The following is a 26,840-nucleotide window of genomic DNA, read 5'->3' on the forward strand; positions in this document are numbered from 1 at the left end:
GACACGCAGAGCCCTATGGCAGGTAGAGGCGCGGCGACATGCGGCGGCGTGCAGGCGCTGGTCGACGACTGCCGCTTTGACCTCGGGCACGATGCGATGGTGCGCCAACCCGTTCCTCCATCGACACCTAAGCTCCGGGTCAGCCGCCGGCTGGCGATACTGCTGGATGACCTGGTGCGGATCCCGGGGACGAAGCAGGGGGTCGGCCTCGATGCGTTGCTTGGCCTCGTCCCGGGTTTCGGTGACCTGGTCGGGTCGGGAATCTCGGGGGCGATCATGTTCGACGCCGTTCGCGCTCGGGTGCCCGTCTCGGTACTGGCCCAGATGGCTTGGAACCTGTTGCTCGATGCGGCCCTCGGGCTGGTGCCCCTCGCCGGCGACGTGGTGGACGTCGCCCATCGCGCCAACGTCCGCAACTACCGTCTGCTGGAGAAGGCTGTCGCCGCGAACCCAGACCCGGGCCCGCCCACGGTGGGCTACGTCCTGGTCGCGCTTGCGCTCACCGTGCTGCCGCTCCTGGTCACCGTCGCGCTGGGTGTGCTGGCCCTCGTGCTCCTGTTCCGGTGGGTGACCGGCTGACGCCAGAGCGAAGGACGCTGAGCCAACGTCACGTGTTCTCCGCAGATCCGTCAAGTCGAGGGCGCCCGGCAGGCGGCGGAAAGGCACACCTCGAAGTCGCGCTGATCGCGCAGAGTCGGGCGTGCCGGATGATCACTGGAGACCGTTCCACCCCCATCGTGGGGTCGGGCCTGGATCACCCAGGTCGGTCCCGGCCGGATCCTGCGAGACGCTTTGGGCGATGGCGGTTCCCCACTCGAAGTAGTCCATCAACGACTGACCTAGCGCGGCACGTCCGGGGAGGACCTCCTCAACAGCCTCGGCCATGAGTTCCAGCCATCGCTGCCGGTGATCGTCGCGGATGCCGAGGCCGAGGTGGCTTCGGAGCAGGGCCGGGTGTCCGCCTAGGTTCTCCGTGAACCCTGCCGGTCCGCCGAAGACCTCTGCCAGCCACACTGCGACGTGGTCGACATGGGTGGGTGTGAAGTGCGCGAACACGGGAGCCAGCAGCTCGTCGGCGAGCACCCGTTACACAAAAACGCGGTGCTCAGCCGTTGCAGACCGTCCCGGCCACCGATCTCGTCGTACAGCGTCGGACTCACGATTACATGATGACGCGTTGGAACCACGACCCTTGGCCGAGCACTCATCGGCGCGGTCGAACTTCACTGTCGGCGGCAGATCCGGACGCAGCCCATGAGTCATCGCTCCTAAGATGCGCAGATGGAGGATGGGGCCGATCCGGGACCGGTTCCCGTTGCGTGGTGGCGCTTCCTCGGCGTCGGCGCAATGATGGTCACCCTGTACGTCGGCGTCCGCGCTTTGTCCACGCCTCACCAGACGCACCCAACCCTCCTTGTCCCCGCCGTTCTTCTAGGTGGCGCCGTTGGCCTCCTGGCCGGACGACAAGAAGTGCTCGTTCTGACGACGCCCCGGCGGAGGGGACACCGCGGGCGCAGGAGGCGACGCGCCATGTCGAAGTCCTCCGCGCGGTCGTACGTGGCGGGCCTCGTGGGTAGCGCCCTGATCCTTGCGCAAGCGCTGTCGGCTGGCGCGATGGAATGGATGTTGCTCGGCGGCGTCGCGCTGATGGTCGGTGGCGCAGCGCGCGCCTGGGTCAGGGCACGCCACCAGGAACGGGTCGAGTCCCATACGGCTGGCTGACGTCGCGCACGAAAGCCGCCACGAACGTACGGATCTCGGCGTGAGACTGGAAGTCTGCGTCCTCCCTGGCGGCGGAGTGACGCAGTTCGGTGGGGGCCGTCGAACTCCTCGCCTAGTCCTGTGACGACCGGGTGCGGTGGGGTCCTCGGAAGAACTGGCTGTAGGTGCCTACCAACGTCACCACCGCGGCGAGGAACAGCGCGAGCCACAGCACCACGGCCCACGTCGTCAGCATTCCCCAGACGAACAACGCCGGGAAGATCCAGAAGGCCCACCACGCCCATGGATCTCCGGCCCGAAACCAGCGCACCGCGACGAAGATGGTCAACGCTCCGAGGGCCATCTCCATCCCTCCGGAGGCCCTGAAGTCGTCCGCGAGGTAAGCGACGACGTCCGGATCCGACGTGTATGCGCGCCAGTGGTCGGGTTCCGCAGAGGGAAGCACGACCATGTACAAGCCATGCGCCGCGATCAGAAGACCGAAGAACAGGAACAACACCCAGGCATTGACAGGACCTGACCCGGGCTGGTCCGTCCGTGGCGACCCACCGCCGGGGATGTTCACTCGTGCATTCTGGCGCGTCATGCGGACAGTCGAGAAGAGCTTGAGGTGAGCCGCCGCCAGGCTGACCCTCAGCCCGGAGCCGGTGCCGTGCCGTTGATGCACCACGAGGGAGAATTCTGGGGACTCTTGTGAAAGCGGTCCGTTTCCAGGCAGATCCAGGCTCCTGATGGCTTGCAGCGGACCCTGAGTGGGTCGCGAATTGTGGGCGCCCGTGTCGCGGCGGTTAGACGCAGTCTGTCGTCCGCCGGAGTGGTCGTTGGGGGCTCGTTATAGATACGATCCCAAGATCATCCGGAGACCCACATGCTCCGATTCGGGCAGAGTGGTTTAGCCGTGAACCCATCGTGCCGGGCTGGATATAAGCCAGTTGAGCACGCGGCCAGGAGGAATGCCGCGATGCTCCGCTGCCCGAACGTCCCCTACCCATCTCAGTGGCAAGCAGAGCGCGCTCTGCATGCCATTCAGATCTCCAGCCAGGCGAACGGTCGCACGCCTCCAACTGGCTCCTATTGGTGCGGGCCTTGTCGGGCGTGGCACCTGACGTCGAAGTCCTCGAGCCGACCTGCGCCCTGGGCCCTTACAAGAGGCCCCGGGGCGGCCAGGCGTAGATGCCGGACAAGGCACGCCTTTTGAAGTCAATCTGCTAGACGCCGGCGACATAGGCCGTGAGGAAGTGGACCCCGTGGCGGTCGAGGTTGCCGCGGGCGCGGTCGTAGTGCTCTGTGGTGCGGGGGTCGGCGTGCCGGGCGAGGATCTGCGCGTCGCGGAGTGGCACGCCGGCGTCGAGGGCGTTGGTGATGGCGGCGTGGCGGAGGGAGTGTGGGCTGATGTGCCGCGGAATGGCCGCTGCTCGGGCGATGCGTTGGACCATCCGGTAGATGTCGCGGCGGTCGACCGGGTTTGCCGGAATTGGGGCGCAGGATCAGCCGCCCGGTTGTGCGTTCTCCTCGGCAGGCCTCAAGCGCGCGGAGCACGGGGACGGTGATCGGCATCGTCGCGGGCTTGGTTCCCTTGCCGATGAGGTGCAGGACGCGATGTCCGCGCAGGGTCTCGGCGTAGTCCTCGATGCGGACCGCGGCCGCTTCGGAGGCACGCAGCGCGTTGATGCCGAGCAGATAGGCCAGGGCCCCGTGGTGGACGGTGATGGTCTGGGCGACTTGGAGGAACCGGATGAGTTCGAGGCGGTCGAGTCCCTGCGTCCGTGACTCGTCGATGTGCACCTTGGGCAGCCTGGCGTAGACGGCGGGATCGGCGGGGGTGAGGCCGTCGATGTGAGCGAACCGAAAGAACCCGCGTACGCCGTGCATCATCGTGTTGATCGAGGAGGGCATCAGACCGGTTTCGCCGAGGTGGCAGATGTAGAGCTCGACGTGGGCGCGTTCGATCCCGATGAGCGGGTCCAGCCGGTTGGTTTCGCACCAGCTGAACCAGCGCCGCAGTTGGTAGGCGTACAGGTTGTGCGTGGGTCCTGCGTATCGGGCCAGGAAGGACACCGCCGCGAGTTGGGCGGGTGTCATGGTGGCGGGCTGGAACGGCAGCAGAGCTCCCGCAGCGGTGTGACTAGTGGTCATGCTGTCCTCGCGCGGCGATGTCAGGAACACGTCCGCGCTCGCCGCCGACGCGGCTGTGCTTCTTCGCCGGGACGCTAGAGCCCACAAGCCGGGGCGTGTCAGCGCCCACCCGCACTCAGTTGGTTCGGCGTTCGGCGGATCTTGGTCGCGGTCACGAGCTACGGTCTCGGGCATGCACGACCAGGGGGAGACTGACGAGAAGCGCATGCGCCTGCGGTACGCCGGTGTGTGCCGGGTCTGTGATCGCGAGCTGCCGGCGCGGACCGAAGCGATCTACGAGCGATCCAACAGGACCGTCCGATGCCTCACCCACCACACCTCGCCTGCCGCAGCCATCAGTCCCCCGGCGACCCCTATGCCCACAGACGAGGCCAGGGACGCAGTGGAGGCGACCATGACCGTCGACCCCGGAATCCCGGGAGCGTCCGCCCGCCGTGAGTTCGAGCGACGTCGGGCCACCCGAGAAGATCGCATCCGGGCACGGCACCCGAAGCTCGGCGGCTTGATCCTCGCCTGGAGTGATGAGCCGCAGTCCACCACGGCGTGGGACACCGGGGCCGACGGCGAAGAGCGGCTCGGCAGGAGCCTGAATGAACTCGCCGGTGACTCATTGCATGTGCTGCACGACCGACGGATACCCCGGAGCCGGGCCAACATCGACCACCTCGCCGTCACGCCGAACGGGGTGTTCGTGATCGACGCCAAGAAGTACAACGGTCGCCCTCAGCTCAAGGTCGAGGGTGGGCTCATCCGGCCTCGCGTCGAGAAGCTCATGGTTGGCAGCCGAGACTGCACGAAGCTAGTCGACGGCGTGCTCAAGCAAGTCGACCTCGTGCGTGACATCGTCGGCGCGAACGTCCCAGTACACGGTGTCTTGTGCTTCGTCGCGGCCGACTGGCCACTGATCGGCGGAGCCTTCATGACGCGCGGCATCGACGTCCTCTGGCCCAACAGGCTGTACCCACGTCTGATGAGCAAGGGTCCTCTCGGCTCAAGCGAGCTTCAGGAACTACACCGAGAGCTGGCCTCGGCGCTGCCGCCGGCCTGACCGTGCTGAGCGCGCCAGAGGACGTACGCGCGAAACGAGCGACGACACCGCGCAACGGTGCTCGTCCATCTCTCAATCGACAGCCTGCGGGAGGATGAGGCATGACCATGGCCATGGACTCCGTCGTTGCCGACGCCCTGAAGGAACTGGCAGGGACCAGGCATCCCCGCGCCGACGCCGTTCATCAGGTTGCCAGGAGACCCGGGCTTTACGCGTTCTACGGCGACGCAGACGCCTGGACGGACCTCGGGCTCACTCCCGCTTTCCAAAGCCAGCCGCTGTACGTAGGGAAGGCAGAGAAGAGCCTCAACGGACGTGACGTCGGCACCCATTTCGCGACGGGAAGGACTGGCTCCTCCACTGTGCGGCGCAGCCTGGCGGCCCTGCTTGCCGACGAACTCGCATTAGTTCCAGTTCCACGCAACCTGATCAAGCCCGACGGCAGCGCCAACTTTGCCCTCGACATGACAAGTGACGAGCGACTGAGCACCTGGATGGAACAACGTCTGCGCCTAGCCACTTGGGTCAAGCCGGACGAAGCAATTCTGGACGACATCGAAACCGCCGTCGTGCGCAAACTCCGGCCGCCGTTGAATCTCGACAAGGTCGGCGAACCGAGAGAGCGGCTGCGGGAAGCCAGGAAACGCCTGGCCGACATCTCTCGGGCATGGGAACCGACAGGCCGCAACCTCGAATGACCCCTCGAACCCCTCGGCTCGCTCCAGCAGCCCGCACGGACGCGGCGGAGTGACGCAGATTGCCGCTTCGTGCGGATAGCAGTGTTGACGGCCGACGACAGGGCGCCCAGGGTCTGGGCAACCCACAAGTCGTGGAAGCAGCCCTCAAGCGGAAGACGCGTGACGCGAGGAATCCACACTGATCTTTGCGATGCTAGCGGCGTGGCAACGAACTTGATCGCGACAGCATTGGCTTCCACCCGGTGAGTACCACAGGCTTCGATGACAGCGATCTGCACGATCCAGCGGGCTCGGTGCTGGTGCTGGTGGACGAGAGCTACAGCCCATTCGTGGCCGCAGCGGCGATCGTCATCGAGTCAAGCGAGGCTCGCCGACTGAATGCTGACGTCGAGGCGCTATACACGACATGGCGGCGGACCTTCTATCTCGACGGTCTACCGAGCTTCGAAGAATTCCGGCGTCGAGGATTTCACGCATCATCAGACCCGCGGGAAGTACGGTCGGCATTCGTTGACTTCCTGGCCGACAACTTGGCGTTCAAGACATTTATCGTGTACAGCGATGGGTCGTCGATGCCTGAGCTGTCGGAAAAGCAGCGACTGATGATGGTCCTCGATCGACTCTTGCGAGACGTTCTCCGCACCTACCACGGAAGGCCCAAGGTTACGGTCCTCTTCGAGTCAGCCGAAGACTTGAACAAGTATTTCAGGCGAGTAGCAACAAGGGCTGCGACCGCGACCCGACGACACGGCCCAGAGGTGCAAGTCATGTTCGGCATGAAGCGGGAGCCAAGCCTGTTGGCCCTCCCCGACTACGTCCTCCACGTGTTCAATCAGTGGCGCACACGTCAAGGAGACGAACCCGCGGTACTGGATCCACTGAACTTTGAGTCAAGATTCTTTCGATCGATTGAGGGGTCGCTCTCGGTAGCGCGCTCGATTGATGGCTCCCGCGTCATTCGCCGCGGTTTCGGCATCCAGCGTTGATAGACTTACCGACGCACCGGGGGTGGAGCCACGAGGTGTGCGAGTCGCACGCGTTGGATTGCATAGCAGGCGCAGGGCCCACCCCCGGTCGCATCGAGCGGAGAGTGGATGTTTGAGGTCGACGTCGAAACCCTGGCGAGCGCCAGCTACATGAAGTCCGCTGACGTGCTGGTTCGTTGGGGCGAGATGCTGCTCATCGAGGGCCTCGGTTACACGCGCATTGCCGTGCCGCAGAAGCGACGACGCCCTCGAGAGGTGCTGCGACCAAACATTGGGCTGGACCGAGTGCTCAAACATCTCAGATTGGGTCTCGCGTCCACGTCGGGTTACGAGGCCCCGGACGAGGTTCACGGGTTCGTACAGGGGCGTGGCACCGTTACCAATGCTGCGTGCCACCTGGCTCAGGACGTCGTGCTGAAAGTCGACATCAAAGACTTTTTCGATTCGATTGGGAGTGAAGAAGTCTGCTCAGCGCTCACCCGATTCGGCTTTACTGACGAATGTGCGGAACTCGTCGCATCAGTCACACTTGTTGACGGAAAGCTAGCCCAGGGATTCAGCACTAGTCCTCTACTCTCGAACATCGCTTTCCACGCGACAGATGAAGCATTAGCGGGATTCGCGCACACTCGCGGGGTTACGTTTACTCGTTATGTGGACGACCTAGCTTTTTCGGGAACCAAGGATGCAATTGACGATGAGTTCTTGGAGTCTCTGGACGTCCAACTTGGGAACGTTGGGTGGCGCATCAACCCCGCCAAAACTCGATTCATGAGGCGCGGTGGTCCACAATTCGTCACCGGGCTTTACGTCGGGGATCACGCTGGAGCTCACATCCCAAGGCCCATGAAGGAGCGACTTCGTCGCGAGTTGTACTTCGCCGAGAGGTTCGGTGTCAGCGACGCCCGACAGAGGTCGCCAAGGCCCATGAGCATCGAGCGTCTCGCCGGCTGGGTTCACTACGCGGCGCATGCCGATCCAGCATTCGGGCTGCCACTTCGAGATCGTTGGCAGCGCATCGCTCCGGCTCTCGATTCATACGTGCCTGGTCCAGACTGGGACCTGTTGGACGACATCGAGTTTCCCGACGATTGGTAGCGCCACAGGCGGACGGAGGGGCTGATCTCGCTGAACACGGCCGTGTTCGGACTGGCGGAAATTCGCCACCCGATCGGGCGCGGCCATGGTCGCTCCACGAAGAGGGCGGCGCTCGAACGGCACGCCCGCTCGCGTTCAACGCCGCGGTCACGCTTACGGAGTTCCTCGACAACACCCTCTAGGATCGCAAGGCGCTCTAACTGGGTGTGTCCCTATTGCACGGACGGAGTCCGTGGTCACCGTGCGGGGCATGTCGTACCCGAGTGACCTGACCGATGACCAGTGGGACCTGCTCGAGCCGGTGTTCAACGCACCAGGCAAACGCGGTCGGCGGCACGCCGATGACCTGCGAACTGTCGTGGACGCGATGCTGTACGTCGCTCAGACCGGTTGCCAGTGGCGCTATCTGCCAGCGTCGTTCGGACCCTGGACCCGGGTCTGGTCGCAGTTCCGCCGCTGGTCGCGCAACGGCACCTGGGCGCAGGCTCTCACAGTGCTACACGCGGCCGCCCGCCGGGAAGATGGCCGGGCGGAAGAGACCCCGTCGATGGTCGTCATCGACACCCACCTGGCGCGGGGCGCCTCCAACGGCGGGCTCACCTTCCACGACCGCGGCGGCCCCTACGGCCGAACGAAGGGAGCCAAGCGCATCGTGGCAGTCGACGTGACGGGACTCCCGGTGGCCGCGCTGGTCGTGCCCGCCTCCTGCCACGAGAACCGGGCCAGCGAGCTGATGCTGGAGCACATGGACTGGCAGGGCGTCACTGGCCGCCTTGAGCTGGTCCTGGTAGACCGAGGGGTCACTGCGGCCGCAGCCCGCACCCTCGGCCGACACCACGACCTCGAGGTCCGCAGAGTCGGGTGGGACGACAAGCATCCGGTCTTCCGGCCCATCCGGCACGCCTGGCGCGTCGAGGTCGCCCACGGCCGCATCGGCCGCTCCCGGCGCCTCGCGAAGTCGTTCGAGAACAGCACCACCTCAGCCACCGGGTGGCTACAGGTCGCCTGCATCGCCACGACGCTGCGCCACCTATCACGGGAACGAGCCCGCCGGCACCCTGTCGCGCTCGCAGCCTGACCACCCGTCGTCGCGAACCGCGCGGAACGCGGCAGATGCGGACGTTCCTCGGGCTAGCCTGGGGCCAAGGGGGACGAGATGAAATTGCGTGGTGTCACGATTTTGGCGGTCGTGTTGATGATCGCGCTGACCGTCATCGCCAATGTCCTCGTTTCTAGCGAGGCGGTCGGAGTGAGGCTGCTCGCGCGTCTCGCTGGGGGTCTGGCCGGTCTCATCTTTCTGGCGCTTGTGGTTGGGCTCGTCATCGCTCTGGATCGAGCGCGACGGCGCGTCCGTGAGTTGGAGGGGAAGGCTGAAGAGGACGACGCCTAGCGCACGAACTGCGGCATGAGCGGATGTTCGGCAGCGAGCGTGACGGAACCTCAGTTGGGCGTTTCACGTCACAGGAGTGTGTCCAGGCGCGAGACTCTTGCCATGCTGCGGACGAGCGTTCCAGTGGCCGCGATGCTGGCGTTCTTGTTGACGGGGTGCGCAGGAGACACGACCTCTTCAGAACCGTCCGCTGCCTACGAGTGCACGCCGGAGATTCGGTTCGATGGCGTGGTGTACAGCGCCTACGACTACACCGACCAAGGCGCGACCAAGTTCGGGACGGCGGATGAGGCGGACTGTCACGACGTGGGGCGTGAGGCGCCGGGGTCCGTCTTCCCCAACGACCCGCGACAGGTTGCTGTTTGGACCTTCGGGGGCTACACGTCCGAGCAAGTCCTGGGCGTTCGCTTCGGCCCGGACTCCTTCATGGTCTTCATCGCCGATTCTGTGCCGCGTGACCAAGCCGAGCACATCTCGCGGACGCTGAGGAAAGGCGCTCTCAGGGCCGTCCGCTCATCGGCTGATCCGGTAAACGGGGTGCCGGCGCGGTAGACCGCCAATAGGGACACACCCAGTAAGGATCAGCGCGCAGCGTGTGGGTGCCGAGGTCGTCGATCGCCGCCCTTAACACCTGGCGGGCAACCTGGGCGGTCACTTTGCGGGGTCGGAAGTTTTCCCGGACCTGTTGCTGCGGGTGGATGTAGTTGCGAAACTCCCGCACCGCGTGGCCGAACTTGGTGACGTCCTCGCCCAGCAGCCCAAGCTCCCGGGAGCACTGCAGAAGGTCGTTCAACGTCCACTCCGGGAACGAGCGGACTTTCCCGTCGTGAGTCGGCGCCGCTTTCGCGCGGTTGTATTCCGCCGGGTGACTCTTCGCGACCTCGTAGAGCAGGCCCTCCAGCGTGCTGCCGCAGAGGACGACGACAGCGAAGTAGGCACCGCTCTCGAAAACACACCTCCACCTCTTGGAGGCGGTCAGCGATGACCGACTGCAGATCGAACTCGACCGGCACTTGACCCAGGTCCAGTTCGACCACGCGGGCCAGGAACGCAGCCTCTTCCCCGGTTGCCCGCTCAGGCTCATCCAGGAGGAGGGGACGCAGTTGTTCGATCAGCTCTCCGGCCAAGCGACGATCGGGTTCGGTCCGGTCTGTCAGCTGCACGTGCCCAAGGTCCTCGGTGAGCCGGCGGTACTTGAGCATGTCGATGGTTAGCTTGGCGAATTCCGCGTCTGAGAGGCTGAACCACAGTTGCCGCAACACCTGGGCCTTCGAGCCATCGTGACATTCATACGGGTCGACCCCGATGCTGTCGCGAACAAACTCGGCAAAGGACGAATTCGAGTAGTTCAAGACGTACCCTCCGCCCATCCCGAACAGGTGCTCCAGCTTCACCTTCAACGTGTTGTCGACCGTCGCCACAAAATCAGCCTCCCATGTGAATGGTTCGACGGGACGGTCCGGCTCGCGCCGTCGCCTGCCACCCTTCGCGTCACCTCATGCAACATCTCCTCGACGATTCGCTTCTCGCCTTCGACCCCAACTGGAGCGGACAGGTCACCGATGCGATATCTACGCTTCGCCCCGCCCTCTCAAGGGCTGTGAATCGCATCACCGCGGTCAAGGTCGCAAGTGCCACCGACCTGCCCCATTCTGGGCGCTAGGACACAGGTTTGGCTCGCAGCCGCACCGTCACCAAGTGCCTCACGCATGCCTCACCGCACCATGCACAGCGGCTGATGCGCGCATCTGGACGCCCGACTCGGAGGCAGGTCGTGCTGACATCCTGCTGATATTCGGTCCTGGCAAGCATCAGAGGCGGCTTCCGGATCTCTCCGGAAACCGCATCTCATCTGCTGCTTCTTCTTTGTAGCGGGAGGCCCCCCTGCCAGGCTACGTGCCAGGGCAGATGCCACCCATTGCTCATGTGTGGATCGAGCACACGGCGCCGACGGCCGGCCCGCCCGCGCAGCTTGCACGCGCTACGGGGTCACACCCGCTCGGTCCTCGTCCCGGCTGGCGATCCAGGAGGCGAGCAGCTTGAGGGCGTCGGCCGTCGGGGTGCCGGCCGCGGCGGTGTAGACGTTGAGCTGCAGGCCCGGGTCCGACGGGATCTCGAGCGCCTCGAAGTCGAGGTCGAGCTGACCGACGGCGGGGTGCCGGAGCCTCTTGCGGCCACTGCGGTGGTAGCGGACGTCCTGTGACGCCCAGCGCTGCCGGAACAGCTCGCTCTGGGTAGAGAGCTCGCCGACGAGCTCGATCAGTGCCTGGTCGTGCGGGTTGCGGCCGGCTTCGAGCCGCAGCATCGCCGCGGCGTCGCGAGCGACCTGGTCGTAGTCGACGAACAGCTCTCGCGCCGCCTCGGGATGGAGGTAGACGAAGCGCGTCGTGTTGGCGGGGCGACGCGGGTCCTCGAGGACGGGCGCGTAGAGCGCCGCGGCCAGGGCATTCATCGCCAGGACGTCGTGGCGCCCGTTGCGGATCCAGGCCGGTGCATCGTTGATCGCGTCCACGATCTGCGCGAGCGCGGGCCGCACCGTCGTGGCCGGTGACCGCCGCCGACGCGGGCGCGCCGGACCGGACTCCCGAGCCAGCGCATAGAGGTGATCGCGCTCGGCATCCTCGAGCTGGAGCGCGTTGGCCAAGGCATCGAGGACGCCCTCGGACGCACCGGCCAGACTGCCGCGCTCCATCCGCACGTAGTAGTCCACGGACACACCCGCGAGCATCGCCACCTCTTCGCGGCGCAGCCCCTTGACCCGGCGGTTGCCGCCGTAGACCGGCAGCCCCGCCTGCTCCGGGGTGATCCGCGCCCGCCGCGAGCTGAGGAACTCACGGATCTCGGCGCGCAGGTCCATCGATGCCATACCGCCACGGTAGGCCGCGTCCGGGATCGGAAGGAGGCACTGGCAGTACCCGGAACGACCGGCTCTCCCTCGCTCGCGCCATCCGGCGTGTGATGGAGGCATGCGAGCAACCCTCATGTACGGCGCGGGTGACGTCCGCGTGGAGACCGTCCCCGACCCGACCATCCGCGAGTCCACCGACGCCATCGTGCGCGTGGTCCGCTCCTGCATCTGCGGCTCGGACCTGCACCCCTTCCACACCATGCCCGTCGCCGAGCACGGCGCCACGATGGGCCACGAGTTCGTCGGCATCGTGACCGACGTCGGCAGCGAGGTGCGGACCGTCGCGCCGGGAGACTTCGTGATCGCCCCGTTCGCCGTGTCCTGCGGCGAGTGTGAGTTCTGCCGTGCCGGCCTGCAGACGTCCTGCGAGCGCGGCGGCTTCTGGAACGACACCGTACTGGGCACCGGTGGCGGCCAGGCCGAGGCGGTGCGGGCGCCGCTGGCCGACGGCACCCTGGTCGCCGTACCCGGGATCGGGGAGGACGCCGACGACGACCTTCTGGCCTCGCTCCTCACCCTCTCCGACGTGTACGGCACCGGCTGGCACGCCGCCGCCCGCGGCGGCGTGACGCCGGGCAGCACGGTCACGGTGATCGGCGACGGCGCGGTCGGCCTGCTGGCCGTCCTCTCGGCCAGGCAGCTCGGCGCCGAGCAGATCGTGCTGATGGGCCGGCACCGGGCCCGGACCGACCTCGGCCGGGAGTTCGGCGCGACGCACGTCGTGCCGGAGCGGGGCGAAGAGGGCGTCGCGAAGGTGCGTGACCTCACCGCCGGCGGCAGCGCGATCGTGCTCGAGGCCGTCGGCCACCGGCCGGCGTACGACCAGGCCGTCGGCGTGGTCCGGCCGGGCGGGGTGATCAGCCGCGTCGGAGTCCCGCAGTACGCCGAGGCCACGATCGGGTGGCCGGTCTTCGGGCCCAACGTCACGCTGACGGGCGGGCCGGCGCCGGTGCGGGACTACGTCGAGCGGTTGCTGCCCGGCGTCCTCGACGGGGGCGTCCGGCCGGGGCTCGTCTTCGACCGCACCATCGGCCTCGACGACACCCCGAAGGGCTACGACGCGATGGACGCCCGCGAGGCCCTGAAGGTCATGGTCACGCCGTGAGCGGTCCGGCCCACCCGCGCGCGATCCTGGCGATCGTCCTCGTCAGCTACTTCCTGATCCTGCTCGACAACTCGGTCATCTTCACCGCGCTCCCCAGCATCGCGACCTCGCTCGACCTCGGGCCGACCGGGCTCTCCTGGGTGCAGGACGCGTACACGCTGGTCTTCGGCGGGCTGCTGCTGCTCGGTGCGCGGCTGGGCGACCTGCTCGGCCGGCGGCCCGTGTTCGTCGTCGGCCTGCTGGTCTTCGTGACCGCGTCGTTCCTGATCGGCGTCGCGCCGGCCGGGTGGTGGCTGATCGCGGGTCGCGCGCTCCAGGGAGTGGGTGCCGCGATCGTCGCGCCGTCCTCCCTCGCGCTGCTGACCGCGAGCTTCGCCGAGGGAGAGGCGCGCTCCCGCGCGGTGGCGTGGTACGCCGCGACGGCCGGCATCGGCGCGAGTCTCGGGATGCTGGTCGGAGGTGCCGCCGCCGAGTGGATCTCCTGGCGAGCAGGCTTCTTCGTCAACGTGCCGATCGGGATCGCGATGGCGGTCCTGGCGCCGCGCTACCTCCCGACAACGCAACCCCGACCGGGCCGCTTCGATCTCGCGGGTGCGTTCGGCACCGTCAGCGTGGTCGGCAGCCTGGTGTTCGGCATCCTGGAGGCCGGAGACCGCGGGTGGGACGATCCGGTCGTGCTCTTGGCGCTGTCGCTCGCGGCAGTCGGCCTCGTCGCGCTGGTCCGCAACGAGGCTCGGGCCGCCGAACCGGTCATGCCGCTGCGGCTGTTCCGCGACCGCCGCCGCAGCAGCGCCTACGCGGCGCGGGCGCTCTACCTCGGCGCGATGATCGGCTTCTTCTACTTCACCAGTCTGCTGATGCAGGATGCACTCGGGTTCTCCCCCTTCGAGGCGGGCGCGGGATTCCTGCCGATGACGGTGGTCAACTTCGCCGTGGCGACGGCACTTCCGCGCATCGCGCGACGGTACGGCGAGGCGCCGGTCCTCGTCGTGGGCGTGGTGCTGACCCTCCTCGGAATGGCGTGGCTGTCCCGGTTCGACGCGACGAGCACCTACCTGGCGGCGGTCGCGCCGCCCATGGTGTTGATCGGCGCCGGCCAGGGCCTCGCGTTCGCGCCGCTCACGAGCTTCGGCATCGTCGGCGTGCGCAGCGAGGACGCCGGCGCGGCCAGCGGCGTGGTCAACACCTCCCACCAGCTCGGCATGGCGCTCGGCTTGGCACTGCTGGTCGCCGTGTCCGCCGACGCGGGCGACCTGACCGCGCGCGTCGGCGTCGCCCTGACCTGGGGCGCCGGTCTGCTGGCCGGCTGCCTGGTCGTCGTCATGGCCGGGATCGTCCCGGCAACCCGCCGCAGCGCGCCCGCACCCGCTCGCCCCCTCGCGACCGCAACCGAAAGGTGATCGACATGCAGACCATCACGCTCAACAACGGAGTCGCGATGCCGGCGCTCGGCTTCGGCGTCTTCCAGACGCCGCCGGACGAGACCCGCGCCGCCGTCGACGCGGCGCTCGCTCTCGGCTACCGGCACGTCGACACGGCGGCGGCGTACGGCAACGAACGCCAGGTCGGCGAGGCGATTGCCGCCTCCGGACTGGCCCGAGCCGAGGTGTTCGTCGAGACCAAGGTGTGGATCAGCGACTACGGGTACGACGCCGCCCTGCACGCGTTCGACAAGAGCGCCGGCAAGCTCGGGCTCGAGCAGCTCGACCTGCTGATCCTGCACCAGCCGCTGCCCAGCCGGTTCGACCTCACCATCGACGCGTACCGCGCCATGGAGACGCTGCTCGGCGACGGCCGCGTCCGGGCGATCGGGGTCAGCAACTTCATGCCCGAGCAGCTCGGCCTGCTGATGGATGCGACGACGGTGGTGCCTGCGGTGAACCAGATCGAGGTGCATCCGTACTTCCGCCAGTCCGCGCTGCTCGCGTATGACGACGCGCGCGGCATCGTGAACCAGGCGTGGTCGCCGCTGGGCGGAATCACGTTCTACCGCGACTCCGGCCACCACTCGACCCTCGACGACCCGAGCATCGGCGCGATCGCGGCGGCCCATCGCAAGAGCCCGGCGCAGGTGATGCTGCGCTGGCACCTTCAGCAGGGTCGCCAGGTGATCCCCAAGTCCGTCACTCCCGCCCGGATCGCCGAGAACATCGACGTCTTCGACTTCGCCCTCACCGAGGACGAGCTCGCCACCATCGACGCGCTCGACACCGGCCGCCGCGGCGGCCCCGAGCCCACCGCCATCACGCTCGAGTCCTTCGGGCGCGCCATCCCCGAAGCCTGAGAGGCCAGATCATGGAGCTCCTTCCACCACGACCCACCACCGCCGGACCGGCCGAGCTGTTCACCGGCGGCGTGCACTTCGACGTCATCGCCCGCGGCGACGACGAGTCCCGGATCCGCGTCAACCTGGTGCGGTTCGCGCCGTGCGCCCGCACCGCATGGCACAGCCACAGCCTCGGCCAGACCCTGCACGTCACCGACGGCATCGGCGTCGTCGCCACCCGCGAGAGGGTGATCATCATGCGTCCCGGCGACACCGTGCACACACCACCCGGCGAGCAGCACTGGCACGGCGCCCTCCCCGACCACTTCATGAGCCACCTGGCCATGTGGGAGGACGACGACGCGACCTGGGGCGACCCCGTCACCGACGCGGAGTACGCCGCCGCGACGGTGACCGCGGATCTGCTCGCCCGCGGTTAGCCGGCGGAGAAGGTTGCGCACGTGCGAAGGGCCCTCACAGTCAGACTGTGAGGGCCCTTCGGCTTCTGTAGCGGGGGCAGGATTTGAACCTGCGACCTCTGGGTTATGAGCCCAGCGAGCTACCGAGCTGCTCCACCCCGCGTCGGTGAACACCACCTTACGGGACGGTCGCGAGCGGTTCCAAATCGGATGCCGGTGACGAGGCTCACCCGTTGGCGGGCGGGTTCTCCTCGTTGCCGCTGCCGCCACCGGATCCACCGCCCGAGCCGCCGCTGTCACCGCCGGCGTTGCCGCCGCCGGTGTCCTGGCCGGCCGCCTCGAGCGCCTGCTCGACCAGCTGACGTGCGGCCTCGCTGGCGGCGGCGTACCCGGCCAGGTCGCCGTCCTGCAGCGCCTTCTCGGCCTCCTGGAACTTCTTCTCGGCCTGCTCGAGCAGCGAGCGGACGTCGCCGCTGACCTGGCCGCCGCCGGTGCCGGGTCCCGTGGTGTCGGGCGGCGTCGATTCGCCCGGGACGACCGAGTCGACGGGCGAGGTGATGCCGAGGACGTCGTCGAGCGCCGCGGTCAGCGTGGGTCCGATGCCGACGTCGTCGCCGAACGAGACCAGGACGTAGCGCAGAACCGGGTAACGGCCCTCGCCGGACTCGCGCAGCGTGTACAGCGGCTGCACGTAGAGCAGTCCGTCGCCGACCGGCAGGGTCAGCAGGTTGCCGTACAGCGCCCGCGAGTTGGTCCGCGTGAACGCCAGCAGGCGGTCCTGGATCTCCTGGTCGGAGGCGAAGGTGTTGGCGATCTGCGACGGGCCGGGCACCTGCGTGTTGGACGGCAGCCGCAGGATGCGGATCGTGCCGTAGTCGTCACGCGCGGCGTCGGAGTCGACGGAGATGAACGACGCGAGGTTCTGCCGCTCCTGCGGCACGAACACCGACGTCAGCGAGAACACCGGCTCGTCCGTGCCCGACGGGGTCTTCACCGAGAGACGGTACGGCGGTTGCTTGTTCTCCTTGATCTCCGGGTCCTGCGGGACCTCCCAGCGGTCAGTGCCGCCGTAGAAGGTCTTCGGGTCCTGCACGTGGTACGTCGCCAGGATCTGCCGCTGCACCTTGAACAGGTCCTCGGGGTAGCGCAAGTGGTCGAGCAGCTGGGGTGGGATCTCCGAGCGCGGCTTCACGACTCCCGGGAACGCGCTGGACCACGCGTCGAGGATCGGGTCGCGGTCCCACTCGTAGAGCGTCACCGTGCCGTCGTACGCGTCGACGACCGCCTTGACGGAGTTGCGCATGTAGTTGATCTCGTCGGTCGGCAGCGTGGAGTACGCCGTCCGCGGCTGGAGCGCGTCGGCCGTCATGTCCGACAGCGAGTCCTTCTGCGCGTTCGGGTACTGGTCGGTCGTCGTGTAGCCGTCGACGATCCACACCACGCGGCCGTCGACGACCGACGGGTAGATGTCGCCGTCGACGGTCAGCCACGGCGCGACCTTCTGGACGCGGTCACGCGGGTTGCGCTCGTAGAGGATCTTGGAGTTCTCGTTGACCCGGCTGGACAGCACGATGTTGGGCTCGGAGAACTTCACCGCGTAGAGCAGCTTGTTGAACAGGCCGCCGATCGGCACGCCGGCCGAGCCGTCGTAGGTGTTCGTCGTCGGCTGGTCGCCGCCGCTCCCCTCCGGGATGTCGAGCTCGACGTCGCGGCCGTCATCGGGCTTGCCGACGATGGAGTACTGCGGGCTGCGCTCGCCGAAGTAGATCCGCGGCTCGTAGCCCTCGTCCAGGGCGGTCAGCTCACCTGCAGGCGGGATGTCGCGCTCGGCCCAGACCGGGCGGCCGTCGGTGTTGGTGACGGGGTTGTCCTCGGCGTCGCGCTGGTTGCCGTAGGCCGCCACCAGGCCGTAGCCGTGGGTGTAGACGGTGTGCAGGTTGGCCCAGTTGCGCTGCGACTCCTCGAGGCCGCTCTGCTCCAGCTCACGGGCGGCGACCACGACGTCGCGCGTCTGGCCGTCCAGCTGGTAGCGGTCGACGTCGAGCACGTCGCTCACCGCGTAGTAGCCACGCACCTGCTGCAGCTGCTCGAACGTGTCGGACACCAGGCTCGGGTCGATCAGCCGGATACCGGGGATCGAGGCGGCGTCGGTGCGCAGCTGCTCCGGCGACAGCGACAGGTTGGCGTTGTACGTCGTGACCTCGGCGTCCTCTACGTCGTAGGCCGCGCGGGTGGCCTCGATGTTGCGCTTGATGTAGGGCCGCTCGCGGTCCGGCTCGGACGGACGGACCTGGAACTGCTGGACGATTCCCGGCCAGATCGCGCCGAGCAGCACCGCCGACAGCACCAGCAGCGCCAGGCCGATCGACGGCAGCATCCAGGTGCGGCGGAGCACGTTGGCGAAGAACAGCAGCGCGCAGATCAGCGCGATGAACATCAGGATGTTCTTCGACGGCAGCACGGCGTTCTGGTCGGTGTAGCCCATGCCCGTGAACAGCCCGCCGCCCGCGGTGGTCAGGTCGAACCGGTCCAGCCAGTAGTCGACCGCCTTGAGCAGCACGAAGAGGCCGAGCAGCACCGACAGGTGCACCTGCGCGGCGCCGGACAGCTTGTCGTGGCGTGCCTGCAGCCGGATCCCGCCGAACAGGTAGTGGGTGATCGCGGCGGCGATCACGCTGAGCACGATGATCGCCATGCCGAAGTCGACGAGGTAGTGCAGCCAGGGCAGCTGGAAGACGTAGAAGCCGACGTCCTTGCTGAAGTAGGGGTCGGTCTTGCCGAACGGCTCCTGGTTGCGCCAGAGCAGGAACTGCCGCCACTGCCCCGAGCCCGAGCTGCCGGCGAAGATCGCGAGGACCAGCGCGACCCCGATCAGCAGCCAGCGGCGCATCGGCTCGACGACCTCGCGGTAGCGGTCGAGGTTGACCTGCTCCTGCGAGGCGGGCCGGAAGACCGGCCGGAACCGGTAGGCGATCGCGATGTTGGCCGTGACGAGCAGCGAGAGGACCGCGCCGGACACGATGAACAGCAGCACCCGGGTGCCGAGCATCGTGTTGAACACCTCGGAGTAGCCGACGCTGCCGAACCACAGCCGGTCGGTCCAGATCCCGGTGAACACCGACGCGAGGAAGAACGCCGCGACCAGGATGACCGCCGTGCCCACCAGCGCGCGCGAGCGCTGCGGCTGCGGCGCGGGCACGGGCCTGCGCGGCTGCTGGGGTGGGTCCTCGAAGAATCCGCTCACAAGTCGCTCACTGTTCCTGTCGCCCGGGTATGACTCGGCTCATAAGTTCCTACGGACATCGGGCCCCGATGGTTCCTCGCGTCACTGCTCGAGCGTGCCGTGCAGCAACTCTAGAAGGCCGGGCACCAGGTCGGTGCCCTCCAGCACGGACGCGTCGTCGTCGTGGGCGCGCATCCGCAGCGTGCAGTACGTCGACCCGTCCCGGGTGACCGCGGCGACCAGGCGCACCTCCTGGCGGTCAGGGTGCGCGGCGGCGTACTCCTGGGCGGCCGCGGCGTCCTCGGGCATCTCGTCGTCGGCCGAGGGCGGCAGCACCAGCCGCTCGACCACGGCGGCGCACCCGAACACCTCGGCCGGCCACATGATCCCGTCGAGGACGTCCTCCAGCGCCCGGTCGGGCGGCAGGGTGTCCTGCTCCACGGGTGTCAGCGCCCCCTCGGCGGCGGCGTCGACGCCGAGCGCCTCGGCCAGCCCGGGCTCGCGGGCGAGCAGGTCGCCGGTCGGCACGAGCGCGAACAGCCGCGAGCCCTGGTCCCAGCCGGCCTCGGCGGCGTGCGCCTCGATCTCGAGCGCGGCGGAGCGCAGGTGCGGGTCGACGGCCGCGGCGTCCGGGTCGGGTCCGGGGGTGGCGTCCGGCAGGGCGTCGAACGGGTGGTCGCTCATGCGGCGCCCTCGCAGCTCGGCAGGTCGGCGTCCGGGTTGTCGGCGTACTTCTCGAGCGACTGCACGGCCTCGTGCATCGTCGCGGTGCGCACCAGCTCGATCTCGCCCTCGCGGACGTCGGCGCCGAGCGCGGCCTGGCAGTTTGCGGCGGGCACCAGGAACACCTTGGCGCCGGCGTCGGCGGCCGCCACGATCTTCTGCTGGATGCCGCCGATCGGCCCGACGTTGCCGTCGCCGTCGATGCTGCCGGTGCCCGCGATGTCGTTGCCGCCGGTGAGCGAGCCCGGGGTGAGGGTGTCGTAGACGGCGAGCGAGAAGATCAGCCCGGCGCTGGGGCCGCCGATGTCCTCGTCGATGTGCACCTTCACGTCGAACGGGAAGTCGTAGCCGGTCCCGATCTCGACGCCCACGACGGCGCGGTTCGGGTCGTCTGGCGCGGCCTCGGCCTGGACCTGCACGGTCTTGCGCTCGCCGTCGCGGCGGACCACGAACTCGGCGGTCTCCCCCACGCCGGTCTGCTGGATCGCCTTGGACACCTTGGCGACGTCGTCGATCTTCACGCCGTTGACCTCGAGGAGGTAGTCACGCGGCTGCAGCTTGCCGTCGGCCGGCGACCCCTTGGTGACGCCGAGCACCTCGGTCAGCAGCGGCAGGTCGTACCCGAGCTCGTGCATCGCCACGGCGATCGCGGTGTCCTGCGACGACACCATCTGCACGCTGCTCTCGCGCCGCACGTCGTCGACGGTCTGCTCCGGCGGGTAGATCACGTCACGCGGGTAGACCGCGCGGGTGCCGTCGAACCACGCCGACAGCGCCTCCAGCAGGTTGATCTCGACGTTGGGGCTGGTCACCGAGACCGTCGTGAGCCGCAGGTCGCCCTCGGTCTGGAAGGTCTTGTGGCCGTCCACCTCGATGACCTGGTCACCGTCGTACTTCGCCAGCACGTCGACCGTCGGGCCCGGGCTCATCGTGACGTAGGGCACCGGGAGGAACGCCGCGGCACCGATCAGTGCGACGAGCAGCACGACCACCACCACGCTGGAGACGGTGCGGCGAGTCATGCGGACACCCTCTCATTGCCACCCAACGCGGGCGGGCTTCAGGGCAGGTCAGAGGCCGTTTCGTGACGGTTCAGGACGCGCGGCGCTGCTGACGTGACGGGCGTACGGCGATCCCGGTGCTGCGGTCGCGCACCGGAGCGGGACGCGGCTTGGACGCGCCGGGGTGCTCTCGGGCGATGGCCCGGGCGAGCTTCTCGTGGTCGGCGTCGCGACGCTGCGCCTGCACGGCGCGGTCGTCGGGACGCGGCCGACCGGCCCACGCCGCCCACAGCATCGCGACGACGGTGACCACGCCCGCGGGCACCAGCCAGGCCAGGATCTCCACCGCACCAGGCTACGGAGCCCGAGCCCGGGCGTGCGGGAACCGCTACGGCGTGCCGACCCACTCGTCGGTGCCGTCGGCGAACACCTGGTGCTTCCAGATCGGCACGGTCTGCTTCAGCCGGTCGATCAGCGCCCGCGACGCCTCGAAGGCGTCGCCGCGGTGGGCCGTCGCGGTGGCCACGATCACCGCGGCGTCGCCGATCCGCAGGGTGCCGGTGCGGTGCACCGCCGCGAGCGCGCGGACGCCGTACTCCTCCGCCACCTCGTCGCACACGTCCCGCAGCCGGTCGAGCGCGCTCGGGTGGGCGGAGTACTCCAGCCCGGTCACGTCCTTGCCGCCGTCGTGGTCGCGCACGGCGCCCACGAACAGCGTCAACCCGCCGGAGGCGTCGTCGGCCAGGGCCGCGACCACCTCCTGCACGTCGAGCGCGGTCTCGCGGATGTCGCACAGCCGCACCACGGGAAGAACCGTCACGCGGGCGAGCCTACGACTTGGGCGTCCCCGAGTACGTTGGTGGCATGAGCAACGAGCCCGGCGACCGCCCCGGCGACGACGACAACCCGTTCAAGGGGACCCCGTTCGAGCAGATGTTCCAGGCCTTCGGGGGCGCGTTCGGCGGCGGCACCCCGGGCCAGGGTGGCGGGCAGATGCCCGACCTCGGCGCGCTGATCCAGCAGATGCAGGCGATGATGCAGCCGCACGACGGCTCGGTGAACTGGAACCTCGCCAAGGACGTCGCGCGCCGCACGGTCGCCGCCGAGCCCGACCCGACGCCGTCCGACCGGCAGCGGTCCGCGATCGCCGACGCGCTGCAGCTCGCCGACCACTGGCTCGACTCCGCCACCGACCTGCCCTCGGGCGTCAGCACGTCCGCGGCCTGGAGCCGCGCGGAGTGGGTCGAGGAGACCATCGAGGTCTGGCGCCGGCTGGTCGAGCCCGTCGCCGAGCACGTCGTCTCCGCGATGGGCAACGCCCTGCCCGAGGAGGCCAAGCAGATGGCCGGTCCGATCATGGGCATCCTCAACCAGGCCGGTGGTGCCATGTTCGGCACCCAGGTCGGCCAGGCGCTGGGCGGGCTCGCCACCGAGGTGCTGACCGCGTCCGACATCGGCCTCCCCCTCGGCCCCGGCGGCAAGGCCGCCCTGCTGCCCGCCAACGTCGCGGCGTTCGCCGACGGCCTGGACGTCAGCGCGGAGGACGTGCTGCTCTACCTCGCGCTCCGCGAGGCGGCGCACCAGCGCCTGTTCGGCCACGTGCCGTGGCTGCGCGCGCACCTGCTCGCCGCCGTCGAGGACTACGGCCGCGGCACCACGATCGACGTGTCCAAGATCGAGGAGTCGGTGCGCGGCATCGACCCGATGAACCCCGCCGCGCTGCAGGAGGCCCTCGAGGGCGGGCTGTTCGAGCCGGAGAAGACCCCGGCCCAGCAGGCCGCGCTCACCCGGCTGGAGACCACGCTCGCGCTCGTCGAGGGCTGGGTCGACGACGTCGTCGGCCAGGCCACCGAGGACCGGATGCCGGCGGCGGGCAAGCTGCAGGAGGCGGTACGCCGCCGCCGCGCGGCCGGCGGCCCGGCGGAGTCGACCTTCGCCGCCCTGGTCGGGCTCGAGCTCCGGCCGCGACGGCTGCGCGACGCGTCGGCGCTGTGGGGCTCGCTGCGCTCGCGGCAGGGTCAGCAGGGCCGCGACGCGGTGTGGGCACACCCCGACCTGCTGCCGACGGCGGCCGACCTCGACGACCCGCTCGGCTTCCGCGAGGGGCTGTCCGAGCCCGAGGCGCTCACCGAGGCGGAGTTCGACCAGGCGCTCGCCGACCTGCTCGACGGCACGTCCGACGACGCGTCCGACGAGGAACCCGACGAGGAGTCCCCGGAGAAGTGACCCGGCTGCACGCCGACGCCCTGGCCACGCTGCGCCGGTGGCAGGCGCCAGACGAGGAGCAGGAGCGGCTGCGCGCGATGTACGTCGCGCACCTGGAGCGGCACCCGGACGGCGCTCGCCGCACGTGCTTTCCCGACCACCTGACCGCGGGCACGATCGTGCTCTCCGACGACGGCGGGGCCGCGCTGCTCAACCTGCACCGCAAGGCGCGGCGCTGGTTCGCGTTCGGCGGGCACGTCGAGGACAGCGACCGGCGGCTCGCCGACGCGGCCCTGCGCGAGGCGCGCGAGGAGTCCGGCCTGGACAGCCTGCGGTTCGACGACGTACCGGTGCACCTCGACGTGCACACGGTCGGCTTCTGCGACCGGCGCGGCGACGTTCGGCACCTCGACGTGAGGTACGCCGCCGTGGCCGCCGCGGACGCCGGCCACGCGGCCAGTCACGAGTCGCTCGACGTGCGGTGGTGGCCGATCGACGGCCTGCCGGAGGTCGAGGACGAGATGCGCACGCTGATCCGGAGCGCGCGGGAGCGGCTGTTCGGCTAGGAGGCGCTCGGCAGATCCTCTAGTCGACGTCGTCGGCGGCCATCGCGGCCGCGCCCTCGGGCGAGCAGTCGGGCTGGCCCAGCTGGCCCGGGATGATGCCGAGCTGGCTGGCCGCGGCGACGCCCTCGAGGAAGCCCTTGGCACGCTCGGCCCGGGGGTACTGGTCGACCAGCTCCCAGAACGCCGGGGTGTGGCCGATCTCGATCAGGTGCGCCAGCTCGTGCACGAGCACGTAGTCGAGCACCCACGCCGGCATCCCCTCGAGCCGGCGGGACAACCGGATCGCCCGGTCGGCCGGGGTGCAGGAGCCCCAGCGGGAGTTCTGGTTGTCGACCCACCGGACCGTGGCCGGGGTCGCGACACCGTCGAGGTAGCGGGTGTTGAGCTCGCGAGCCCGCTTCATCAGGCCGGCGTCGCTGGGCTTGCGCCGCTTCTCCTGCTTCTCGAGGCGGGCCAGCATGGTGGCGACCCACTCCTTCTCCTCGGCGCGGGTCATCCGCGCCGGGATCAGCACGACGACCTTCTCGTCCTCCCGGTAGGCGGCGACGGTGCGGCGCCGACGGCGCGACCTGCGCACCTCGACCACCGGCTCGTCCCCGGTGGCCGGCGCGCTGGTCATGCCCTGCACGCTACCTGCTGGCACCCCCGGCCCAGGCCAGAAGCCGGTCGAGAGGCCACGTGTTGACGACCCGGTCGAGGGGGATGCCGAGCTCCTCGACCCGTTCGGCGCCGTACGTGAGGAAGTCGAGCTGGCCCGGCGCGTGCGCGTCGGAGTCGACCGAGAACAGGCAGCCGGCGTCCAGCGCCTTCGCGATCAGCTCGTCGGGCGGGTCGCGGCGCTCGGGGCGGGAGTTGATCTCGACGGCGACGGCCTCCTCCGCGCAGGCGGCGAACACGGCATCGGCGTCGAACTGGCTCTGCGGCCGGGTGCCGCGCCCGCCCATGATCAGCCGGCCGGTGCAGTGGCCCAGCACGTTGGTCTCGGGGTGCCGGACGGCGGCGACCATCCGGCGGGTCATCGCCCGGGGCTCCATCTTGAGCTTGGAGTGCACGGAGGCGACGACGACGTCGAGCCCGGCAAGCATCTCGTCGGTCTGGTCGAGGGCGCCGTCGTCGAGGATGTCGACCTCGATGCCGTGCAGCAGCCGGATCCCGCCGTCGGTCGCGTCGCCGAGGTGCTCGTTGACGGCGGCGACGACCTCCTTCTGCCGCCTGAGCCGCGCGACCGACAGGCCGTTGGCGACGGTCAGCCGCGGTGAGTGGTCGGTGAGGACGACGTACTCGTGCCCGACCTCCGAGGCCGTCATCACCATCTCCTCGATCGGCGAGCCGCCGTCGGACCAGTCGGAGTGTGTGTGAAGGTCGCCGCGCAGCGCCGCCCGGACGTCACCGCCGCCGGGCGCGAGCGGGCCGGCGCGCTCCTCGAGCTTCGCGAGCGTCTCGGGCACCCGGCCCTCGACGCAGTCGGTGACGACCGACGCGGTCTTGGCGCCGATGCCGCTCAGCTCCTTGAGGGTGCCCGCCCGGGCCCGCTCCTCGACCTCGCCGGGCGCGCAGGAGAGCAGGGCGGCGACGGCGCCGCGGTAGGCCTTGATCCGGTAGCTGTCCTCCAGCCGGCGCTCCATCAGGAACGCGATCCGGCGCAGGGCGTGCACCGGGTCCAGCGGGGGCTCGAGCGGGGGCCTGATCGACGGCCTTGGAGACGGCACGGGGCTCACCGGTCCTCGACTTTCTACGGTTTCTTTCTCTCCACACCCTGGGGGTGACCATCCTGGCTGGTCAGCAGGCCCGACGGTACGCCGCCCGGGCGTGTCCCCCACAGGCTCGTGCACCGTCATCCCCAGGTTCTTCCACAGCCTGTGCAACGTCGTCCACAGGCATTCCCCACCTGTGTCCACAGGGGGCGCGCCGTCCGCGTTGACCCCGCCGCGACGGCGCCCCTAGGGTCGGGCGCAGATGAGGCCCTCGGCCGATTCGGCACAGCGTTCGCAAGGGGAAGGCAAGCGCTGCGCCGGAGAGGTGGAGGGCCTCTCTCTGTCTGTCCGGGTGGGTCTCAGCGGCCGGCGAACCGCGGCGCGCGGCGCTCGCGGGAGGCCGCGATCCCCTCCTGCAGGTCGGCGGTGGCCAGCGTGACGGGCTGCGCGAGCGCCTCCCACTGCAGCGCCGCCTCGAACTCCCGGTGCCCGCCGTCGCGCAGCGCGACCTTGGTGAGCCGGCTCGCGATCGGGGCGGTGGCCGCGACCTGCGCGGCAGTGTCCAAGACGTCGTCGAGGAAGCCGTCGGCGTCCGCGACCCGGGAGACCAGTCCGAGGCGCAGCGCCTCGTCGGCGTCGACCACCCGGCCGGTGAGCAGCAGGTCGCGGGCGGCGGCCGGGCCCACCACGTCCGGCAGCAGGTGGGTCGCGGCCATCCCGGCGTGCATGCCGAGCTTGGTGAACGGGACGCCCAGCTTGGTGCCGGCGGCGGCGTACCGGATGTCGCAGGCGAGCGCCAGGCAGAGCCCGGCCCCGATCGCGTGCCCGTTGACCGCGGCGATCGTCGGCACCTCGAGGCGGCGGACGGACAGCCAGGCCCGGTAGAACGCGAGCATCCGGGTGCGCAGCCGGTCGACGCCGGCGTCGGGCTCGCCGGCGATCCAGGTGGTGTCTCCGCCCGAGCAGAACGCCGTACCGGCGCCGGTCACCACGACGCAGCGGACGGACAGATCGGCGGCGAGATCGCCGATCGTCTCCTCCCACGCGGCGGTCATCGGCGCGGACATCGCGTTGCGCTGGTCGGGGTTGTCGAGGGTCAGCAGGACGACCCCGTCGTGCGGACGGTCGACGCGGAGGTGGCGCGGATCGGTCATGGCCGGAGGCTAGCGGCGGTCGGCGCCCGCGAGACGGTCGTGTGGGAAGGATCGCAGCCGCTCAGCCTGGCTAATCCGACAAAACGCTCAAAAGGTGCTTTTCGGCCGACGATTGAGCGTGAATCACGCGTGAAACGCCCGCGAGAGGGCGCTGCGAGCATGCTTGTGACCGCCGCCTGCCGTAGGGTCATCTACGGCCGAACGGCCACGGCGGGTCTTCCCCGGCCCACCAGGACGGCGCTGACCGTCGGAGTGGGGCGACAAGACTCCCCGCCGAACGACCGATACAACGAAACAGCAAGGAGGCCGTCATGGCGGAGACCTGGAGCGGCGAGTTCTACTGCGTGAAGTGCAAGGAGAAGCGCGAGGCTTCCGGCGAGGTCAAGGTCAACGACAAGGGCACCCGCATGGCGAAGGCCGTCTGCCCGGTCTGCGGCACGAACCTCAACCGCATCCTCGGCAAGGTCTGACCGGCCGACTCTGACTTCTGCGCGGCGG

General features: G+C 69.1%; 30 protein-coding genes, 1 tRNA gene and 1 pseudogene. 17 read left to right on the forward strand and 15 right to left on the reverse strand.

Translation table 11 applies throughout. The features are described from left to right. Window positions 1-48 precede the first annotated feature (48 nt). Complete coding sequence (locus ETU37_RS03805) at window positions 49-579, forward strand: DUF4112 domain-containing protein (RefSeq protein WP_206053705.1); 531 nt, start codon at window positions 49-51, stop codon at window positions 577-579. Between the two features lie 132 nt (window positions 580-711). Here the strand turns inward: ETU37_RS03805 and ETU37_RS03810 are convergent, their stop codons facing one another. Next, the gene (locus ETU37_RS03810; protein ID WP_206053706.1) at window positions 712-1,083 is read right to left on the reverse strand and encodes a globin domain-containing protein; all 372 of its coding nucleotides are present in this window, start codon (window positions 1,081-1,083) and stop codon (window positions 712-714) included. Window positions 1,084-1,530: 447 nt separating this feature from the next. On the opposite strand from ETU37_RS03810, the gene ETU37_RS03815 reads away from it, so the two are divergent. Further along, window positions 1,531-1,722: a hypothetical protein gene (locus ETU37_RS03815; RefSeq protein ID WP_129985554.1), complete on the forward strand. Its 192-nt coding sequence runs from the start codon at window positions 1,531-1,533 to the stop codon at window positions 1,720-1,722. A 112-nt stretch (window positions 1,723-1,834) separates the two neighbouring features. On the opposite strand, the gene ETU37_RS03820 is transcribed toward ETU37_RS03815, so the two are convergent. Beyond that, window positions 1,835-2,221 (reverse strand): hypothetical protein, encoded by a 387-nt coding sequence (locus tag ETU37_RS03820; RefSeq protein ID WP_129985555.1) that lies wholly within the window; start codon window positions 2,219-2,221, stop codon window positions 1,835-1,837. 709 nt (window positions 2,222-2,930) lie between these two features. Further along, complete coding sequence (locus ETU37_RS03825) at window positions 2,931-3,158, reverse strand: tyrosine-type recombinase/integrase (RefSeq protein ID WP_129985556.1); 228 nt, start codon at window positions 3,156-3,158, stop codon at window positions 2,931-2,933. 7 nt (window positions 3,159-3,165) lie between these two features. On the opposite strand from ETU37_RS03825, the gene ETU37_RS03830 reads away from it, so the two are divergent. Beyond that, complete coding sequence (locus ETU37_RS03830) at window positions 3,166-3,492, forward strand: hypothetical protein (protein ID WP_129985557.1); 327 nt, start codon at window positions 3,166-3,168, stop codon at window positions 3,490-3,492. 81 nt (window positions 3,493-3,573) lie between these two features. On the opposite strand, the pseudogene ETU37_RS23935 reads toward ETU37_RS03830, so the two are convergent. Beyond that, window positions 3,574-4,065, reverse strand: a pseudogene (locus ETU37_RS23935) (hypothetical protein); the annotation flags it as partial. Between ETU37_RS23935 and ETU37_RS03840 the strand changes: the two are divergent. The 7 genes from ETU37_RS03840 (at window position 4,031) to ETU37_RS03870 (ending at window position 9,630) form a co-directional block, all read left to right on the forward strand. Then, complete coding sequence (locus ETU37_RS03840) at window positions 4,031-4,906, forward strand: nuclease-related domain-containing protein (protein WP_206053707.1); 876 nt, start codon at window positions 4,031-4,033, stop codon at window positions 4,904-4,906. The pseudogene ETU37_RS23935 and the gene ETU37_RS03840 sit on opposite strands and share 35 nt — an antisense overlap. Window positions 4,907-5,007: 101 nt before the next feature. Continuing rightward, window positions 5,008-5,604, forward strand: a complete 597-nt coding sequence (locus ETU37_RS03845; protein ID WP_129985558.1) for a GIY-YIG nuclease family protein — start codon at window positions 5,008-5,010, stop codon at window positions 5,602-5,604. 242 nt (window positions 5,605-5,846) lie between these two features. Next, the gene (locus tag ETU37_RS03850; protein WP_129985559.1) at window positions 5,847-6,590 is read left to right on the forward strand and encodes a hypothetical protein; all 744 of its coding nucleotides are present in this window, start codon (window positions 5,847-5,849) and stop codon (window positions 6,588-6,590) included. A 108-nt stretch (window positions 6,591-6,698) separates the two neighbouring features. Next, window positions 6,699-7,688, forward strand: coding sequence for a reverse transcriptase family protein (locus ETU37_RS03855; RefSeq protein WP_129985560.1), 990 nt, complete (start codon window positions 6,699-6,701; stop codon window positions 7,686-7,688). 250 nt (window positions 7,689-7,938) lie between these two features. After that, window positions 7,939-8,766 carry an IS5 family transposase gene (locus ETU37_RS03860; protein ID WP_165372387.1) on the forward strand — a complete coding sequence of 276 codons (828 nt, stop codon included), beginning with the start codon at window positions 7,939-7,941 and terminating at the stop codon, window positions 8,764-8,766. A gap of 78 nt (window positions 8,767-8,844) precedes the next feature. Continuing rightward, window positions 8,845-9,078: a hypothetical protein gene (locus tag ETU37_RS03865; RefSeq protein WP_129985562.1), complete on the forward strand. Its 234-nt coding sequence runs from the start codon at window positions 8,845-8,847 to the stop codon at window positions 9,076-9,078. A gap of 102 nt (window positions 9,079-9,180) precedes the next feature. Further along, entirely contained in the window at window positions 9,181-9,630 is a 450-nt protein-coding gene (locus tag ETU37_RS03870) for a DUF6281 family protein (protein WP_129985563.1), read from the forward strand. Here ETU37_RS03870 and ETU37_RS03875 read toward each other — a convergent pair. Both ETU37_RS03875 and ETU37_RS03880 read right to left on the reverse strand, forming a co-directional pair. Beyond that, on the reverse strand, window positions 9,578-10,162 hold the full coding sequence (locus ETU37_RS03875; RefSeq protein WP_129985564.1) for a hypothetical protein: 585 nt from the start codon (window positions 10,160-10,162) through the stop codon (window positions 9,578-9,580). The genes ETU37_RS03870 and ETU37_RS03875 overlap by 53 nt on opposite strands. A gap of 897 nt (window positions 10,163-11,059) precedes the next feature. Then, on the reverse strand, window positions 11,060-11,944 hold the full coding sequence (locus ETU37_RS03880) for a helix-turn-helix transcriptional regulator (RefSeq protein ID WP_129985565.1): 885 nt from the start codon (window positions 11,942-11,944) through the stop codon (window positions 11,060-11,062). A 100-nt stretch (window positions 11,945-12,044) separates the two neighbouring features. On the opposite strand from ETU37_RS03880, the gene ETU37_RS03885 reads away from it, so the two are divergent. From ETU37_RS03885 to ETU37_RS03900, 4 genes are read left to right on the forward strand one after another with little or no spacing between them, the layout of a single operon-like run. Beyond that, window positions 12,045-13,091 (forward strand): alcohol dehydrogenase catalytic domain-containing protein, encoded by a 1,047-nt coding sequence (locus ETU37_RS03885; RefSeq protein WP_129985566.1) that lies wholly within the window; start codon window positions 12,045-12,047, stop codon window positions 13,089-13,091. Further along, window positions 13,088-14,491, forward strand: a complete 1,404-nt coding sequence (locus tag ETU37_RS03890; RefSeq protein ID WP_129985567.1) for an MFS transporter — start codon at window positions 13,088-13,090, stop codon at window positions 14,489-14,491. Before ETU37_RS03885 ends, ETU37_RS03890 begins: the two co-directional genes overlap by 4 nt. 5 nt (window positions 14,492-14,496) lie before the next feature. Continuing rightward, window positions 14,497-15,375, forward strand: a complete 879-nt coding sequence (locus ETU37_RS03895; protein WP_129985568.1) for an aldo/keto reductase — start codon at window positions 14,497-14,499, stop codon at window positions 15,373-15,375. Between the two features lie 11 nt (window positions 15,376-15,386). Then, the gene (locus ETU37_RS03900; RefSeq protein WP_129985569.1) at window positions 15,387-15,797 is read left to right on the forward strand and encodes a (R)-mandelonitrile lyase; all 411 of its coding nucleotides are present in this window, start codon (window positions 15,387-15,389) and stop codon (window positions 15,795-15,797) included. A gap of 68 nt (window positions 15,798-15,865) precedes the next feature. Here ETU37_RS03900 and ETU37_RS03905 read toward each other — a convergent pair. The 6 genes from ETU37_RS03905 to ETU37_RS03930 all read right to left on the reverse strand — a co-directional run bounded on the left by ETU37_RS03905 (window position 15,866) and on the right by ETU37_RS03930 (window position 21,543). Then, window positions 15,866-15,939: transfer RNA gene (locus ETU37_RS03905), tRNA-Met, on the reverse strand. A 63-nt stretch (window positions 15,940-16,002) separates the two neighbouring features. Further along, on the reverse strand, window positions 16,003-19,020 hold the full coding sequence (locus tag ETU37_RS03910; protein ID WP_240755535.1) for a UPF0182 family membrane protein: 3,018 nt from the start codon (window positions 19,018-19,020) through the stop codon (window positions 16,003-16,005). Window positions 19,021-19,101: 81 nt separating this feature from the next. Continuing rightward, window positions 19,102-19,683 (reverse strand): PPA1309 family protein, encoded by a 582-nt coding sequence (locus ETU37_RS03915; protein ID WP_129985570.1) that lies wholly within the window; start codon window positions 19,681-19,683, stop codon window positions 19,102-19,104. Further along, window positions 19,680-20,744 (reverse strand): YlbL family protein, encoded by a 1,065-nt coding sequence (locus ETU37_RS03920; protein ID WP_129985571.1) that lies wholly within the window; start codon window positions 20,742-20,744, stop codon window positions 19,680-19,682. The genes ETU37_RS03915 and ETU37_RS03920 overlap by 4 nt, the downstream gene beginning before the upstream one ends. A gap of 70 nt (window positions 20,745-20,814) precedes the next feature. Beyond that, entirely contained in the window at window positions 20,815-21,069 is a 255-nt protein-coding gene (locus tag ETU37_RS03925) for a hypothetical protein (RefSeq protein ID WP_240755536.1), read from the reverse strand. Window positions 21,070-21,111: 42 nt separating this feature from the next. Further along, on the reverse strand, window positions 21,112-21,543 hold the full coding sequence (locus tag ETU37_RS03930; protein WP_129985572.1) for a molybdenum cofactor biosynthesis protein MoaE: 432 nt from the start codon (window positions 21,541-21,543) through the stop codon (window positions 21,112-21,114). 44 nt (window positions 21,544-21,587) lie between these two features. On the opposite strand from ETU37_RS03930, the gene ETU37_RS03935 reads away from it, so the two are divergent. After that, the gene (locus ETU37_RS03935; protein ID WP_129985573.1) at window positions 21,588-22,949 is read left to right on the forward strand and encodes a zinc-dependent metalloprotease; all 1,362 of its coding nucleotides are present in this window, start codon (window positions 21,588-21,590) and stop codon (window positions 22,947-22,949) included. After that, a complete protein-coding gene (locus ETU37_RS03940; protein WP_240755537.1) occupies window positions 22,946-23,494 on the forward strand; it encodes an NUDIX hydrolase in 549 nt (182 codons plus the stop codon). The genes ETU37_RS03935 and ETU37_RS03940 overlap by 4 nt, the downstream gene beginning before the upstream one ends. Before the next feature lie 19 nt (window positions 23,495-23,513). Here the strand turns inward: ETU37_RS03940 and ETU37_RS03945 are convergent, their stop codons facing one another. The 3 genes from ETU37_RS03945 to ETU37_RS03955 all read right to left on the reverse strand — a co-directional run bounded on the left by ETU37_RS03945 (window position 23,514) and on the right by ETU37_RS03955 (window position 26,342). Beyond that, entirely contained in the window at window positions 23,514-24,113 is a 600-nt protein-coding gene (locus ETU37_RS03945; protein WP_129985574.1) for a M48 metallopeptidase family protein, read from the reverse strand. 10 nt (window positions 24,114-24,123) lie between these two features. Further along, window positions 24,124-25,203 carry a PHP domain-containing protein gene (locus tag ETU37_RS03950; RefSeq protein ID WP_240755538.1) on the reverse strand — a complete coding sequence of 360 codons (1,080 nt, stop codon included), beginning with the start codon at window positions 25,201-25,203 and terminating at the stop codon, window positions 24,124-24,126. Between the two features lie 344 nt (window positions 25,204-25,547). Then, window positions 25,548-26,342 (reverse strand): enoyl-CoA hydratase/isomerase family protein, encoded by a 795-nt coding sequence (locus ETU37_RS03955; RefSeq protein WP_129985576.1) that lies wholly within the window; start codon window positions 26,340-26,342, stop codon window positions 25,548-25,550. A 311-nt stretch (window positions 26,343-26,653) separates the two neighbouring features. Between ETU37_RS03955 and ETU37_RS23055 the strand changes: the two genes are divergently transcribed. Beyond that, window positions 26,654-26,812: a DUF5679 domain-containing protein gene (locus ETU37_RS23055; RefSeq protein ID WP_165372388.1), complete on the forward strand. Its 159-nt coding sequence runs from the start codon at window positions 26,654-26,656 to the stop codon at window positions 26,810-26,812. Window positions 26,813-26,840 lie beyond the last annotated feature (28 nt).

The organism is Nocardioides iriomotensis (genome assembly GCF_004168035.1).
In the GTDB taxonomy this organism is placed as follows: Bacteria; Actinomycetota; Actinomycetes; order Propionibacteriales; family Nocardioidaceae; genus Nocardioides_B; species Nocardioides_B iriomotensis.